A 16316-nucleotide genomic window follows, 5' to 3' on the forward strand; every position below is an offset into this window, starting at 1 on the left:
TCAAAGGATCCAACCACACTAAATAATAAAACCGAGTAAGGCTGAGTTCTCTTTCTCGGCTTTATTTGCGAAATCAAATAAACTGAGAAGGTATATCCATATTTTCAAACTGGGTTGTTATTGGTAAAATACCACCCTCAAACTTAACTCCACGAAAGTCACATTTTTTAAATTTCGCATCAGTAAAGATGCAATTAATAAATTTCGTTGCTCTAAACTCAACGCGATCAAAAACAGCACCGGTAAAATCACAGTCTACAAATCTTACGCGACGACCACCGTACTCAATTCCGGAGGATCCAGCCACAAACTTTGCTTTGACAAAATGACTTGCTTCACACACTGCATCATCCACATTGATTACTGGTTTACTTTTTGAAAAATTGCATCTTTTTATTTCTGCTTTGCATAAAAGAGCGCTATCTAAACACGCGTTTTCAAAGTCTACATTTGTCAGAATACTATTATTAATACTTCCTGATACTTTCGAATAAGACATATCAGTATTCGTTATCTTTGATTCGAAGAGGTTCACAGCCTTTAATTCATTTAATACCGTAAAGGGACCAATTGTCACACCTGAGAGAAGAGTGACATTTTGCTACTTAGTGACAGGCGGTGAGCATCCGTATAATCCGGGCTGAACTGGCCTCGTTTTGCTTCAGGTGTTCGATGCACGGGTCAGCAGCAGAATCACAAAAATCCCCCCGATGCCTGCCGTAATAATCCCGATCGGCAGCTCCTGCGGTGCCAGCAGCGTTCGGCTGATGATATCCCCGCCACAAAGCAAAACCGCGCCGCCCAGGCCACACAGCGGTAACAGCAGACGGTGCTTTACCCCTGTGACCGGTCGACACAGGTGCGGTACCATCAGGCCGACAAAACCAATCACCCCGGTGAGGGCGACCAGCATTGAGGTCGTCAGCGCGCAACAAAGAAAGACTTCAATCCGCAAACGACTGACGTTAATCCCCAGCGACAGCGCCGTTTGTTCGCCCGCCAGCAGACCGTCCAGCGAGCGGTGACGCATCAGAGCAAAGCCACTCAGCAGGACAACACCGGCAAGCGCAACAGGCAGATTCTGCCAGCTGGCAAGCCCCAGGCCACCCAGCGACCAGAACATCACCGAACTGGCCGCTCGCTGATCGCCAGAGAAAATAAAATAGCTGGTGAGCGCGCCAAACAGAAAAGACACAGCCAGCCCACAGATGATCAGGTGTGCTGGGCTGCGCAGTTTTTTGAAGTAGAAAAGCAACATGACCGCAGCGGCAGAACAGAGCCCGCCCGCAAAGGCGGCAACCGGCAAGGTCAGCTCACCTAACCCGTTACCAAAGCGGGTGATGACCAGCACCGCACCTGCCGAAGCACCGGAAGAGAGACCAAAAAGAAAAGGATCGGCCAGATCGTTGCGGGTGGTGGTTTGCAGCAGCGCTCCCACCATCGCCAGCCCGGCACCGGTCAGGGCTGCAAGCAACGTGCGCGGCAAGCGGAGATCGATCACAATCCGGCTGATCATTTCAGACTGAGGCATGGCGATCAGTTCCAGTGCGCCCAACACCTGCGTCAGGGATAACGCGACCGTGCCTTTGGCAACGCTGATTAACATCAGCACTGCCAGCAGAAGGACGCAAAAGCACAAGATGCAAAAAAAACGGTAAGGTGTAGCATTCACGGCGCGGTTCCTGAATACAGGGCGCGCGCCAGTTTCTCCACCGCGGCAATATTAGCCGGGCCTGGCGTCAGCTCAGCATACTGCAGCTTCAGATAACGATGATTTTTGACGGCTGGCGTGAGTTTCATCAGCGGATGACTTTCCAGGAAATGCCGAAGGGCATCCGCCCCGCCGCCAGTTTGATAATCCAGCAAGATAATGAAATCAGGTTCGGTTGCCGCCACACTTTCCCATGACGTGGTGCCCCAACTGATATCCAGCCCCTCCAGCGCATTGGTTCCGCCGGCGGCTTCAATGATGGCGGTTGGCATGGCATATTTTCCGCTGGTAAACGGCTTATCTTCCCCCGAGTCGTAGACAAAGACCTTTAACGGCCGGACCGCGCTGGGCCGTTGAGGAATCATTCTCAAGCGCTCCTTCCAGTGATTAACTAAAGCCTGCGCCTCAGCCTGTTTGCCAAAGATTTTACCTAACGTCAGCTCATCGTGATAAAGCAGATCCATGCTGGCTTTATGCTTTTCTTTTTGGGTAAAAACGCAGCTTTCACTCAGCACCAGCGTCTTAATGCCGTACTGACTTAACGAGGCTGGCGTCACGTCGCCGCCCACCTTCATGCCATAATTCCAGCCGGCAAAAAAGAAGTCAGGATTCACCGCCACCAGCGTTTCCAGAGAGGGATACTTAGGCGCCAGCTCAGGAATGGCACCCATCTCCTGCTTAAATTCCGGTGTCATCTTGTACCAGCCACTGATGCCCGTCAGCCCGACGATGCGATCCTGCAAATGAAGCGCAAAGGCCATTTCTGACATATTGAGGTCGTTAATGACCGCCCGCTCAGGCGGTGCATTAAAGGTAACCGGCTGACCGCAGCTCTCAATGGTGACCGGGAAATCGGCCGCGAGGGTTTGTCCAACAGGAATGCTCGCCAGCCATGCCGCGCAGCAGAGCCTTAACAACGAATCAGGCACAGTCTGACACCTCGAAAATGCGTAAATGACTCCCGTTCGCGGGATGCGATACGGTAAAACTGTTTAAACCGAATACCGGCCGGAGATAGTGGGATGACAGGGCGCGAGCGGGCGCATCACATACTACCTGCTCCCCCTGTGACAGAATCAGCACGCGGTCGGCAAACGTATCTATCAGTGATAAATCGTGCAAGACCGCCACGGCCGTGATGCCTTTGTTTTTGATTAACGTCAGCAGCGCATGTCGTCCGAGGGGATCAAGATGATTGGTCGGTTCATCCAGCAGAATCAGCTGTGGCTTTTGGGCCAGAACGCGCGCCAGGGCCGCTCTTTGCCGTTCACCGCCTGATAACGCATCTAGTGAACGTCGCCGTAACGCCGCCAGCCCTGTTTCCTCTAGCGCCTCACTGACAACGCGCTGATTGACAGAATGTGGACAGGCGCGCACATGAGGAAGACGACCCAGTGCAACGTAATCCTCAACCGCCAGCCTCAGGTCAGGCACGTCGTTTTGCGCCATGACGGCGATACATGTGGCTAACTCCTGCCGTGTGTAAGTTTTGATGCAGCGACCGTTTAGCGTTATCTCATCCTTCTGTACCGCCAGCTCACGGCTCATCGCCCGCAGCAATGAGGTTTTGCCGCTGCCGTTCGGCCCAATGATCGCCAGGCGCTCCCCTGTCCCGATGCCGAATGTGATGTCATTGAGCAGGCAGCCGCCATCGGGTTTGTGCAGCGCCCCAATGTTCACCCGCAATATCGATTCACTGGCATGTAATGTCTCTGGCTGCATCATATCACCCAACCTGTTTTTGTTACGTTATAACATAACAATGGCAAGGTAGAATAACAAGCGCTCAGGTGACATAAAAAAAGTGCCGACGACGCGGCACTTAAAGACAGGGATAACGAATGACGGAACAGGCTATTTAAATCGGTTATGCAACAGGCTGGCCGTCATCGCTAACATGCCTGCCCCCAGAGCGCTATGCAGCATCAATGTATTCAACATAACGACTTCCTCGCGTTTACCGCTGTCCTGAGCGGTCACACTGCCTCAGCCAACTTTTCCTCGTTGGCCTCTTTCTCAATCAAGCGCATCAGCAACGATACCCGGCGATCGGTACGCTCTGGGGTATCCGGTGGCAGGTTGTAGCGCAGGGTGTAGAGCTTGCCCTTCTCGTTGTAAAAATCCACCACCAGCACAGGCAGAATTCCGCCTGGCACTTTATTGTAATTCACCGACAAGCGGGTCCTGCCCAGCTGCAGTTTGGCAGCCATGACGGTCTCGCCGACCAGTTTAGGATACAGGCTACGATCTTCGGGCACGCTGATGACTCTCATAACAGCCTCCTGATTCTCCGCTTGATAACATAGTGCGAAGAGCGCTGTTCACGCTCCCCGCTGTCGGGTCAAACTGCCATTAAGCCTGATGTTCAATCGCCTCTGAGGTGCGGTGTTCAATCGGAATGCGGCGAGGTTTCTCGCTTTCTGGCACCTCATGATGCAAACCGACCCGCAGCAATCCATCCTGAAGCCGTGCGGTGGTGACTTTCATATGTTCAGGCACGCTGTAGCTCAGACGGAAGTCTGAACGACTGATGCCCCGATGCAGCCAGCCGCTGTTCTGGCCTTCTTTGTCCGCCTCTTTATCCGTAACCTCCTCTTTCTGGCCGGTAACCGTCAGGCGACCGCCCGCCACCTCGATCTCCAGCTCGTGTTCTTGCCAGCCGGGGACACTGACGGTGAGCTCATAGTGCTCATTATCCGTTTGTCTGAGGTCATAAGAGGGTGAAACCGACACGGGCGCATCACCGGTCAACTGGCTGAAAAGCCGATCGATACGGTTGAACCGGTCTGAGAATGCAGAATCTGCAACAGAAGGAAACAGTGGAAAATTACGTAATGCCATGGTGATAACCTCCTGAATTAATCGTTCATTCAAAAGCTCATCTGAGTGGGGGCCCTCCCCGCTGCTCACAAAAATTTATAGGATCTTTTTGGATGATTTCAAGGGATGAAAATGAAATTTTTTTGGCAGTTGGCGGGCCAGAACCTGGTGCCTTTTTGACGATGTTGAGTGACGCGCCGCGCCCTGTAAAGATGCCATGTCATCTCAACCGGGAGCGGCTTGTTGCCTATCAGAAATGGTATTTAAACCGGACGCGCGCCCCGTAACGTTCGTTATCGCCACTGTGCCGTTCGGCATTAATCTGCGACCAGTAAGCGCCAAGGTAAATATCGAAATTTTGCATCTTCATGACATTGCGAAAACGGTAAGAAGAGTGGATGGTATGGATATCATACTTGCCTAAGATAAAGTCACTCAGGCTGGCTCCGCTGATATACTGCATCGTAAAGGCTTTCACATCGTTACGCGCGTAGATATAACCAAGCTGAAAGTCGCGCCATAGTCCATTCAGGCCAGCACTGAAGTTATGTTCTTCCGTCGCATCCATATAGGCCGTGCTGAGATTGATGACCGCCCCTGAATCTGGATTCGCACGTTGCCCGTCCCAGCTCAGCGTGGCGCCATATCCATTGCGCTTAGACTGATCCTTAAACTGCCCCCGGTTATCGGTATAACCATAGGCATTGTTCACCACGTTGCTTTCCATGCCGACAGCCGCCGTGACGTCGCTATGGCGCCAGGCGATAACCGGGCGCAAATAAATAACATTCTTTTTATGCTCCAGTGTATTCCCATGGTATTCCCCATTCTGGAACAACCTCGTGCCGTCATTCGCCATGGCATTTAATTCAAAATAAAAACGTTGCCATGTTTTACTTAGCTGAATAGCCCCCGCCGATCCCCGTCCGCGCGCCTCTTTCATCATGTAGATATAGCCATAGCCATCTTCGTAGAGATCGTTGGCCGTGTTGCCGGAATATTCGATAAGCGTGTCCTGATTGAGCGGAAACATATCGAAGGCTTCATAGCGGCCTACTTGCACTTTCCAGTCTTTTTCCTGACCAAAGAAGAAAGCCGCGTCGTCTAACTCAAGCCCGCCAGAGAGATCGGCAAGCGGTTGCACGGTAAAGCCTGCAAAGGATTGATCCGCCATGCTTCGGTAACCGTCCAGCCCGATTAAAATTCGGCCATTGACGTCCCAGCGTTCCGCTTCTCCTGCCTTCCCTCCACATCTTCTAGCTCCCCACCTTATCTAGAAGCATCTGATATAGCTAATAGTTTTTAAGCTATTATAGGTCTCATTAAAATCATCGATAACTTCTAAAATTCAAGATAAGTAGATACTGCTTTTTCAGCATCTGACATTTTAAAAAGTAATGGATTATCGTAATCATTATAAATTTCCAAATAAGCTTTTACTGAATTGTGTATGTCATTATGATCCAGGATGTCAGCCTCTATCTTTTTAATTATTAATTCATATCTTTTAATGATGTCATCAAGCTTATTTTTTCCATGTCCTAAAGCTTCACTTTTGATTAAACTCAGCGTATCTTTTAATATTTTTATAACTTCATTCTTATTCATGTAGACAACCTATGGAGTATTAATTCTTCTAATATTTAAAATCCAACTCTAATCTCAGTCTCGAGGAAGGATTATTTGATCAGCTTTCCCAGCAACTATTGCACCGGATTTTGTTACTTGAGGTGCAACTGTAAGCACACCCGTTTTAGTTCCACGCACTTTTTGAGGTTTCCGGTTTTTCGGCCATCAGCCGGTACTCCTCCGGTGTCAGGTTATTCAGGGATTCATGAGGCCGCTCGCTGTTGTATTCCATCAGCCAGCGACTTGTGATTTCCAGAGCTTCATTCAGCGTTCTGAACAGGTAAAAATCCAGGATTTCTGTTCGGTACGTCCGGTTAAACCGTTCGATAAAGGCGTTCTGCGTTGGTTTTCCCGGCTTGATAAATTCCAGCATCACTCTATGCTCTTCAGCCCACTGTGCCAGCGTCAGTGAGACCAGTTCTGGTCCGTTGTCCATCCGCAGTTTCAGTGGATAACCCCGGTTTGCCACGATTCTGTCCAGCACCCTGACCACCCGCTGTGCCGGGATATTCAGATCGATTTCTATGGCGAGGGCCTCGCGGTTAAAGTCATCAACCACATTAAAGGTCCGGAAGCGTCTGCCGCAGACCAGCGCATCATGCATAAAATCGATGGACCAGCTCTGGTTAAGCGCTTCCGGCGTAGCCAGTGGCCCCGGGTTACGCACGGGTAAACGCTGTTTTCCCTTGCGCCGAAAATTCAGTTTCAGCAGGCAGTAAATCCGGTGAACGCGTTTATGGTTCCAGGTGTTACCCTGTCTGCGCAGCAGCTGGAACAGCTTTTGAAGCCGTATCGCGGATAGTGCTCTGCCAGCTCAGTCAGCCCTTGAATCACCGGTTCATCACGCCGGGTATCGGGCTGGTAAAAACAGACCGTACTGCTCAGCGATAACGTCCTGCAGGCCTGGCGAATGCTCATGGTAAATTGCGCAGTCAGGTAACCGACGAGCTCACGCTTTATCGCTGGTTTTAAAGCTTTTTTTCGATGACTTCTTTAAGTGCCCGGCATTCAAGGCTGAGATCAGCAAACATCTGTTTGAGGCGACGGTTTTCATCCTCCAGGTCTTTCATCTTTTTTATATCAGAGGCTTCCATACCGCCAAACTTCGCTTTCCAGTTGTAATAGCTGGCTTCAGAGATACCGGCTTCACGGCAGACATCCTTAACGGTACGTCCGGCTTCGACGGACTTCAGAACGGCAATGATCTGGTGTTCGGTGAATCGGGCTTTACGCATGGTGATCTCCTCACAGGACATAATCAGTATGTCGGAAGATCTCTAAAAGTGAATGGTTCGGTTTACCGGGATGCTTACAAGGCGCTGCGCAGTGAACTGGAACAGGCGCTCCAACGGATGAGGGCAGCGCTGGCCTGACGGGCGGCGGCTAAAAGTAAAAAGCCGGAAGGAGTTCGGGGATTGCTTCCGACTTTTTAATTATATTTCTTTATAAGCTTGTTCTGCATCAATAATGATACTTCCTAGCTCAAAGTTAAAAGGCCACTGATCAGCTATGACTCTTGCTATACCTAAAACTCTTTCATTTTTAGGGGGGGTATTATCTGATTGAATCAACCTTAATACTGTTAAAAAGCTTTCTTTAAAATTTGAAAGCTGGTTTATTGAGCTTACAGATAATACCTTCTCATCTTTTGTAAGGATAGCTTTATCAAGCTCATCTATAGCTTTCTGAATCTTTGCAACTGCTTTATTTAATTTTTTCATTTCATAAATCTAATAAGTTTGCGAGATCAGTTATGTATTTTTGAGTCTGACCACCTGGCAACCCGGCACCTTGAGCAGATGCCCTTCCTTCGAGGATTACAGAACCCGGTTTAACTTTAAATTGTGATATATTAGCCATCTGATTCCACTTGATTTTTACAGCTAGGCAGCAGTTTATTCCATGTGCTCTTAACACCTTCCCATACTTTTTGCCTTTATTAAGTTCGTCATAATATCTACCGTAAAATCAATACATAATTCAAATTAAATTTAATTAATTCAAGTTTCACTGCCAAATATTAAATAACTGTTTCCAGATTTCCATCTCTTCATCTGTAGCAAGGCTATAATCGCCAGTAACCTTTCGATAATTCATGAAACAAACGCCAATGGCCCGAATGGAAACTGTTTTATTCTTGCGACTTCCATCAATGATAAATTTCATCTCCTCGCAATATGCTTCATCTTTAATCATTTTTTGAAAAAAAATCTCAAGAAAATCTAAAACTTCATTGTAGGAAAATAAATCTATCATTCTCTCTCCGGTAGAATATCAACTTTATCGAACTCTATTATCCTTGAATCAGCATGCATCTGTTGGATGTCTCCAGCACCATATTCTGGGTACGCTTTGGTGAATGGTTCAAGAGGGGCTCCCCCTCTATCACCAAACATTCGTGGATGACGCACTTGTGGCACGCCGTTTTCATAAAGTTGTAAGGTATCAAACTCACCTCTGAGGCGGGCATCACTCCATGATTTATCTAAAGGATCTGACGGATCAAAGTTTTCTTTTCCTTTAATCTGGAAGGCATCACGCGCACCATATCCTGTCTTAATTTTTTCAAATCCGAAGTATGTCACTGGGGCTGCCTTTGTTTCGATCACTTTAGGTGCCCAAACATTTATAGTTCCATCATCTTCAAGATACCTCATATAACGGTATCCTATTGCAGGCATTGTTGCACTCGGCCCAACTGGACCAACATAAAAATCAGGATTATTAGGTTTTTTATCTGTTTTACAGCGCCTTTACAACCCCAACGGATCCACCCAGCCCAGCGCATTCGGGGCATACTGGTAAAGGTTTATCCCGCCAGCCAGACCTATCGGGTCATGCTGCGTAAACCGGCCGCAGTCCGGATCATAATAACGAAACAGATTGTAGTGCAGCCCGGTTAATTCGGCACCTGTGGTGCCTCACCCCTTGGGCTATCGCTAAAGCGATGTTCAAATTTGCTTGCGCAAATTAGTCCCGGTCCAGGTACTGGCCCTGCATACGCAGGTTCTGCTCCACCACCGGAATTCGTTGATTCGATTCGCGCAGCAGTTTGCCCCAGGGGCTGTTCACACCTTCCCAGGTCTTCTGGTCTTCAACGTCGGTCAGCAGTTCCGGCGTGCCGTTAGCGGCGCAGTGGAACCAGAGTATTTCCGGGCTTTCCACGCCATCAATACGGACCAAAGGCTCATAGCTCTGGCTGTCGCTGTACACATAGGTAAGCGGAGTATCGTCATGTATTTTCTGCAGCGGGCGGAAGGTTTGAGAGAAAAGTGGATGGTATGACGAGAGTCGCGGAATGGGTGTTCTGCGAAAACAGTAATGAAGAGCTGCATGGTTTATTTCATGCGACGCTGCCGGGCGATGTTAGCGAAGCATTGTGTACGGCAATATTGGGAAAACAGGATGAAAGCATACCCCTTAAATATCCATAAAGCATAAACCAGAGTTGGAAACAATAATCATAAAAAAAGACTATCTTGTGAATACTTAAGTTTAGATATATCTAATATTTACCAATCATAAATTTCAAACAGCCCTTGACTCCAAACCTTCTTGGCATTTAATTTGACTGGAACCAGCTTTTAAATTAGCGCCCTAAAGAGTCACAACTCTAGAAATAAAAAAACCTTGCTACTTTATTTTCAAGGTAATCACCCTGATTTAAGCAAAACTCCCCCGAGCTATCATAGTAAAATAATATACCAAACTAGCACTAAAATTGTCATTTTGATAAAACGTCAAAGTAGACACTTTGGCAGAGTGTAAGACTACGAAATGCAAGTGCAGATTAATAAACCCAATATCAACAATTTATTTTATCTCTAACTTGAGTGCTTATTATTACCTCATATGCATCTTGTTCGCTTAACTTTGCTTTATTAAACTCTTCTTCGCTTATCTCAGATTTAACATCTCTATTAGTAATCCCACCAGCGTCATAATTGATATAGTATTTGCCATCTTCTTGAGTAATGAACATGCCATAGCCACTAAATATAGCCTTTCCCATTATATTCTCCTTACTTTAAATTTTATTGATAATAGCTTGATTTAAGGGAGTCGGATCTATAGCTGCTTCCGGAATCCCTCCCGATGTATACCCTCCGGGAAGCCAAAATTTATTTGCTCCAGCCTCATTACCAGATGGCATCCACAATCCAGTTGGATTGGGTATGTCAATTCTTACAGGTGCGTCACCTAGCTCTCCTTTCGACAATCCTAACAATTTCTCAATTGTGCGAACATCACCGCCTGATCTACCGATCACATCATCAGCGACTGACTTAGGCATAACAAAATGTCCACCTGGCGGCCCAATTTCGGAATATTCTGGATTAACACCCCACGCAATTTTTGACACTCCACCTTCAAACTGACTTAGATGAGCTTTAATTTTATTAGAATCTAAGTAAGTGACTGGATCAGGGAATTTTTCTGGTTTAACAATCCCTTTTGTAGCATTGTATGCTCGACCAGCCTGTTTCCTTGTAGAGAATGCACCTTTCTTCTTCCGTTGAAAATCATTCCATTTGTTCTTACAGCTCAACCCCAACGGATCCACCCAGCCCAGCGCATTCGGCGCATACTGGTAAAGGTTGATCCCGCCCGCCAGCCCTATCGGGTCATGCTGCGTAAACCGGCCGCTGTCAGGGTCATAGTAGCGAAACAGATTATAGTGCAGCCCGGTTTCACGATCCAGGTACTGGCCCTGCATACGCAGGTTCTGCTCCACCACCGGAATTCGCTGGATAGACTCGCGCAGCAGTTTGCCCCATGGGCTGTTCACACCTTCCCAGGTTTTCTGCCCTTCGACGTCAGTCAGAAGTTCCGGCGTGCCGTTTGCCGCGCATTGGAACCAGAATATCTCCGGGCTTTCCACGCCATCAATACGGGCCAGCGGCTCATAGCTCTGGCTGTCGCTGTAGACATAGGTAAGTGGAGTATCGTCGTGTATCTCCTGCAGCAGACGATAGCCTTCCCAGACAAAGCGCGTTGTGACGGCGTTACCCGACGGCTTACCCTGTAACATCTGTTCAACTTATTTTGCTGGTGCGTCTGTCCAGCGGGTCGTAGCTTTCGCGTGCGTAGCAACTCGCGTCTGCATTTTGCTTTGTATGAGTATTATGATTTAATAAAATATGGTTTGGTATTATGAGAGAAATAGATTGGGTAGGCAGTTAAAACAAGCTTACTGAACGTTATAGACTTTTCCATACTCTGCTGAGCATTTTTTCTGATATCGTAACAAAGTAAAACGCTACTGCAATTCGCAATATACAAAGTACAGATATCGAAAATACGAAAAAATCAAGTATAAACATAGGGTTACTAAACCACAATCAACTCTTATGAATATGATTTAGCATAATATTTTTTATTTTTTCACAAAGTAAATCGACTTCATCAATACTTATTTTATCGCCGGAGTCCCATTTCACTTAACTTTTCTTACTTAATGTGTAATCTCTAGCAGAGATTACACATATTGTGGCTCTATCTTCCACTTGAAGATACATTCGTTCGCCTCTGCAGATAATTTTAATTCGTATATGTCCAGGCTCATTATCTTGATATGTATAAGCTGAATTATCATTTTTCAATTCATTGATATATGCCATTCCATCTCTATTCATCTATGCCGTTCCTTAACAATTGCGAAAGTTACCAGGTAACTCATAAGCAAGGTATGCACGTGCTTATTCTGGGTCGCAGCACTTACTTTATTTTTCTTTTTTTAACACGCATTCAAACTTAACTTATCAACCCATTCAAGTGCATTGATTTTATTGATAATTATTGATAATTTTAAACCACCTACTAATACTATTAGGATCAGCAGGGTGTCTAATTGGATTTATCCACCAGGCCTTCCATTAAAAACGTCATAAAGAAAAAAATTCCCATTAAAAATGACAATGTCTATAATTATCAGCACTCTTCATTGAAAGTATTATTGTCAAATACCCCTACAAGATAGGATCCATAACGAGCAGGCTGTAACTCCTTGTAAGTAAACACAACCAAAATATCATGCCCATTAGAACATTTTGTTTCTGAAACTCTCAATGAGCTATTTTTATATCTATATTCTTGAATTTCGCCTCCAACAAACTCCAACCCCTTAATACTGCCAACTATAGCTTTTATTTTCTTTTCATCATACATATCTAAATCTGTAGAATTGTACAAGCCATAATAAGCCATACCATCACAGCGAGGGCAAGAAATTAGCTTGTCATTCTTAAGGAATGCATCTTCTAACCCGTCGTGAATTAATACCTTTTTTTTCTGATGATTAATTATTTTCATACTTTAGTAAATAGATATTCTCGATTAGCTTATCAATTAATGAAGGGGTTTCATGTTGAGCTTCGTAGCTTGGTTAACTTAGAAAACACAGGTAAGTGGAGCATAGTTCTGAATTCGCTGCAGATAAGTCAGCATAGATAAAACACCCTACACATTGAGGTTAAAATAGACTTTCAGAATTACATATTCAATAATAGAGATTTTTTTACTTTTAAGTGAAATGCACTTTTTAAAATAAAAATATAAAATAATAATTTTTTATTTTTTCCTCGGCACCTTTATTATTTTTTCACTTAAATAAATTATCACTTCACAAGCATCCCGTTGACTTTTTTTGAACTTTTTCAGCTTCCTCTTCGTTAATTTCAGCTTCAAGGTATTCGGGAACAAGCTCACCGGAGTCGAACAAAGCAAAGATTTTCCCATCTCTATCTACAAGAGTTATGCCGTAATCACAAAATATTTTTAATATCCATTTTCAAAACCTATTAAAGAGCACGCCTTTGCCTTTACCGGCAGACCGTTAACCCGAAGATCCCGATGCGGACTTTTTCCCCGCGCACGCTACCGATCTGACATGACCTTCTCTAAAAACGCAGCGAACCCTGGCAGGCACTTCAGCGGATGAGCGCGGTGATGGCCTGACAGAAGGTTAAAGTAAAAAAACGGAAGGTTCGTTAAGATTGCTTCCGGATTAAACCTCGAAAACATTAACCAATTAACTTGATGATATCATTCTTAATATCAAAAGCTAATTTTACTATCTCACCATTGTATTTATCTGCATCCGACAACACCTTATTTATATGAAATTTAATTTTCATAAGAGCCTCACCAGATGTGGCGCTGTAATCAATAGCATCTGTAATATCCTTAGTAATATTCGCGCTATTGACCGACTGTTTCTCCAACTTGCCAGCTAGTATTTTTGAACGAGAATAAATGTCATTTTTCATAATTAAAAGAGATTAAAGTTCTGAATATCAACAGCATCCGGCGGAACCACTACTTCGATCCCCCCCAAATTTTCTCCAACCCCCGGAGCAGGCCTCGTGACAAATTCAGCCCCAGGTTTTAAACGTGCAGTCATCAAGAAATTACTTCTGTCCACATTTTCCTGTGGGATTCCATATCTATTCGCATAGCCCGGCGAATGGGGATGTTCTAAAGCCCAGAATTGTGCACCTACTGTTTCACTACGCCCGGTCGTACCAACACGATATAACGTTGCCCCGTTTTCTACTTGTGATCTGGCTGACAAAGCCTCAGGAGCGGTTGATTGAGTTGCTGGTCCGTATGGGGTTTCTACATCTTTATGCGTTGAACATCTACTCAGCCCCAGCGGGTCAATCCAGCTTAACGGATCCGGCGCATACGCATAAGTATTTAAACCACCCGCCAGCCCTATTGGGTCATGCTGGGTAAACCGGCCGCTGTCCGGGTCATAGTAGCGAAACAAATTATAGTGCAGCCCGGTTTCACGATCCAGGTACTGGCCCTGCATACGCAGGTTCTGCTCCACCACCGGAATTCGCTGGTTAGACTCGCGCAGCAGTTTGCCCCATGGGCTGTTCACACCTTCCCAAATCTTCTGGTCTTCAACGTCGGTCAGCAGTTCCGGCCTGCCGTTAGCGGCGCAGTGGAACCAGAATATTTTCGGGCTTTCCACGCCATCAATACGGGCCAAAGGCTCATAGCTCTGGCTGTCGCTGTAGACATAGATAAGCGGAATCTCGTCGTGGATCTCCTGCAGCAGACGATAGCCTTCCCAGACAAAGCGTGTTGTGACGACCCTTTCAGACGGCCTGCCCTGTAACAGTTGCTGGCGGGTTTTACTGATGCGTCGCCCCAGCGGATCATAGCGGAAGCTCACCTTAGTACGTGGCTTATTGCGGTCCCGCGGTTCGCTGATGACATCCGTCAGGCTGTGCTCACCATCTTAACGGTAGCGCCTGCGTGTCTGTCCGTCATCCTGCTCGGTGGTGCGGCCATGAATATCGTACTGCCAACGGATAACGTTCAGTTCAGTGACGCGGTTATGCATGACATGCGCGGCAGTATGACAATCCAGCGGGTTGCCTGCGCCATTGGCTGCGCGCGCTCCTGAGACAGTAGCCTTACCGCGTTATCGTAATTCAGGGTGCCTAGAGAATTAAGTCACATCCAATAAAAATTGAGAATATTTTCTTGTGAAGTCACAGCTAAAAATGGGGGATCGCCCTCCCCCGAAAATCTCAGCAAAAGTTGAAATAAATGTCGCTAATCAAATCACCATCTTTTTTTTCAACAGTAACTTTTTTTATTTTATTGAAGTCTGCCAAAATGCCCTTCACAGGAACATCATCCCTTGATATAAGCTCATAAAAATACCCCCTTTCTTTTTCTGGAATATATTTATTTATTAAATACATAAGATTCTCTCTTAGTTTTTTTTCTGTCATGGCATTTTCTCCGGGAGTATACTGACCTTATCAAATGATACAGAATAGCCTTTTTCAATAGGCAATAATTGTAACTCTCCACCTCTCCCATACTCAGGATAAGCACTTGTGAAAAGTTCATATCCAGGTCCTTTGTCACCATTAGCAAGTGGAACTCTAACCTGAGGTACTCCATCTTTATAAAGTTGTAATGTATCAAACTCACCTAAAAGTCGAGCATCACTCCAAGAATCAGGGTTTCCTTTCTCGTAAAATATTTGGTAAGCGTCTCTCACTTGAGGTCCCGTTTTAAATTTTGTGAATCCAAAATAACTTAACGGACCTGACTTACTTTTCATTGTTTGTTTGGCAAATTTTGTGCTCATGTAACGATAAGCAGTAGAAGGCATTGTTGCACTCGGCCCAGCTGGACCAACATAAAAATCAGGTTTATTAGGCTTTTTATCTGTTTTACAGCGCCTTGACAACCCCAACGGATCCACCCAGCCCAGCGCATTCGGCGCATACTGGTAAAGGTTAATCCCGCCCGCCAGCCCTATCGGGTCATGCTGCGTAAACCGGCCGCTGTCCGGATCATAATAACGGAACAAATTATAGTGCAGCCCGGTTTCACGATCCAGGTACTGGCCCTGCATACGCAGATTCTGCTCCACCACCGGAATTCGCTGGTTAGACTCGCGCAGCAGTTTGCCCCATGGGCTGTTCACACCTTCCCAGGTTTTCTGGCCTTCAACGTCGGTCAGCAGTTCCGGCGTCCCGTTTGCCGCGCAGTGAAACCAGAATATCTCCGGGCTTTCCACGCCATTAATACGGGCCAGCGGCTCATAGCTCTGGCTGTCGCTGTAAACGTAGGTCAGCGGAATGCCGTCATGGATCTCCTGCAGCAGGCGGTAGCCTTCCCAGACAAAGCGCGTCGTGACGGCGTTGCCAGATGGTCTCCCCTGTAACAGCTGCTGGCGGGTTTTACTGATGCGTCGCCCCAGCGGATCATAGCGGAAGCTCACCTTAGTGCGTGGCTTATTGCGGTCCCGCGGTTCGCTGATGACGTCCGTCAGGCGGTGCTCACCATCGTAACGGTAGCGCCAGCGGGTCTGGCCGTCATCCTTTTCGGTGGTGCGGCCATGAATGTCGTACTGCCAGCGGATACCGTTCAGTTCAGTGACGCGGTTATGCATGATGTGGGAAGCGGCATGGCGATCCAGCGGGTTGCCTGCGCCATCCCAGCGCCACTGCTCATTACCCGGCTGCGCGCCTTCCTGAGACAGCAGCCGACCGGCGTTATTGTTCCTAAAAGCGGATAAGTACTTTAATTACTATACAAAAGACATGCAGCATAGGAAATTGAATGCATTTTAATCCAGATAATATAACTTTAAAAAAAAACTTACGATCATACCAACATG

At 46.6% G+C, this 16316-nt stretch carries 14 protein-coding genes and 6 pseudogenes; all 20 read right to left on the reverse strand.

The genetic code is table 11. From position 1 onward, the window contains the following. Positions 1-73: 73 nt before the first annotated feature. On the reverse strand, positions 74-499 hold the full coding sequence (locus tag NYE92_RS05715; protein WP_259018701.1) for a pentapeptide repeat-containing protein: 426 nt from the start codon (positions 497-499) through the stop codon (positions 74-76). 162 nt (positions 500-661) lie between these two features. Next, positions 662-1672, reverse strand: coding sequence for an iron ABC transporter permease (locus NYE92_RS05720; RefSeq protein ID WP_022623311.1), 1011 nt, complete (start codon positions 1670-1672; stop codon positions 662-664). Beyond that, positions 1669-2601, reverse strand: a complete 933-nt coding sequence (locus tag NYE92_RS05725; protein WP_259019493.1) for an ABC transporter substrate-binding protein — start codon at positions 2599-2601, stop codon at positions 1669-1671. Before NYE92_RS05725 ends, NYE92_RS05720 begins: the two co-directional genes overlap by 4 nt. Positions 2602-2632: 31 nt before the next feature. Beyond that, positions 2633-3436, reverse strand: a complete 804-nt coding sequence (locus NYE92_RS05730; RefSeq protein ID WP_259018703.1) for an ABC transporter ATP-binding protein — start codon at positions 3434-3436, stop codon at positions 2633-2635. A 251-nt stretch (positions 3437-3687) separates the two neighbouring features. Further along, positions 3688-3984, reverse strand: a complete 297-nt coding sequence (locus NYE92_RS05735) for a hypothetical protein (RefSeq protein ID WP_013026217.1) — start codon at positions 3982-3984, stop codon at positions 3688-3690. A 79-nt stretch (positions 3985-4063) separates the two neighbouring features. Beyond that, positions 4064-4552, reverse strand: a complete 489-nt coding sequence (locus NYE92_RS05740; RefSeq protein WP_064373957.1) for an Hsp20 family protein — start codon at positions 4550-4552, stop codon at positions 4064-4066. A 229-nt stretch (positions 4553-4781) separates the two neighbouring features. Continuing rightward, positions 4782-5774, reverse strand: a pseudogene (locus NYE92_RS05745) (carbohydrate porin); the annotation flags it as partial. A 98-nt stretch (positions 5775-5872) separates the two neighbouring features. Next, complete coding sequence (locus tag NYE92_RS05750; protein WP_078828746.1) at positions 5873-6139, reverse strand: hypothetical protein; 267 nt, start codon at positions 6137-6139, stop codon at positions 5873-5875. 145 nt (positions 6140-6284) lie between these two features. Beyond that, positions 6285-7395 (reverse strand): annotated as a pseudogene (locus NYE92_RS05755) (IS3 family transposase). Positions 7396-7593: 198 nt separating this feature from the next. Then, entirely contained in the window at positions 7594-7881 is a 288-nt protein-coding gene (locus tag NYE92_RS05760; protein WP_078828747.1) for a hypothetical protein, read from the reverse strand. Between the two features lie 286 nt (positions 7882-8167). Beyond that, positions 8168-8416 (reverse strand): hypothetical protein, encoded by a 249-nt coding sequence (locus NYE92_RS05765; RefSeq protein ID WP_078828748.1) that lies wholly within the window; start codon positions 8414-8416, stop codon positions 8168-8170. After that, positions 8413-8817 (reverse strand): hypothetical protein, encoded by a 405-nt coding sequence (locus NYE92_RS05770; protein WP_078828749.1) that lies wholly within the window; start codon positions 8815-8817, stop codon positions 8413-8415. Before NYE92_RS05770 ends, NYE92_RS05765 begins: the two co-directional genes overlap by 4 nt. Before the next feature lie 99 nt (positions 8818-8916). After that, positions 8917-9418: pseudogene (locus NYE92_RS05775) on the reverse strand (RHS repeat-associated core domain-containing protein); the annotation flags it as partial. Positions 9419-9965: 547 nt separating this feature from the next. Continuing rightward, positions 9966-10172 (reverse strand): hypothetical protein, encoded by a 207-nt coding sequence (locus NYE92_RS05780; RefSeq protein WP_013026226.1) that lies wholly within the window; start codon positions 10170-10172, stop codon positions 9966-9968. Between the two features lie 15 nt (positions 10173-10187). Continuing rightward, positions 10188-11235 (reverse strand): annotated as a pseudogene (locus NYE92_RS05785) (RHS repeat domain-containing protein); the annotation flags it as partial. 856 nt (positions 11236-12091) lie between these two features. Next, on the reverse strand, positions 12092-12472 hold the full coding sequence (locus tag NYE92_RS05790) for a hypothetical protein (RefSeq protein WP_019106578.1): 381 nt from the start codon (positions 12470-12472) through the stop codon (positions 12092-12094). A 710-nt stretch (positions 12473-13182) separates the two neighbouring features. Beyond that, positions 13183-13428 carry a hypothetical protein gene (locus tag NYE92_RS05795; protein ID WP_259018706.1) on the reverse strand — a complete coding sequence of 82 codons (246 nt, stop codon included), beginning with the start codon at positions 13426-13428 and terminating at the stop codon, positions 13183-13185. A gap of 2 nt (positions 13429-13430) precedes the next feature. Next, a pseudogene (locus tag NYE92_RS05800) lies at positions 13431-14608 on the reverse strand (RHS repeat-associated core domain-containing protein); the annotation flags it as partial. A gap of 98 nt (positions 14609-14706) precedes the next feature. Beyond that, positions 14707-14913, reverse strand: coding sequence for a hypothetical protein (locus tag NYE92_RS05805; RefSeq protein WP_078828754.1), 207 nt, complete (start codon positions 14911-14913; stop codon positions 14707-14709). Beyond that, a pseudogene (locus NYE92_RS05810) lies at positions 14910-16196 on the reverse strand (RHS repeat domain-containing protein); the annotation flags it as partial. The gene NYE92_RS05805 and the pseudogene NYE92_RS05810, both read right to left, overlap by 4 nt. Positions 16197-16316: the final 120 nt, after the last annotated feature.

Origin of the sequence: Pantoea sp. B566 (assembly GCF_024793925.1) — a bacterium.
GTDB classification, from domain to species: domain Bacteria; phylum Pseudomonadota; class Gammaproteobacteria; order Enterobacterales; family Enterobacteriaceae; genus Pantoea; species Pantoea ananatis.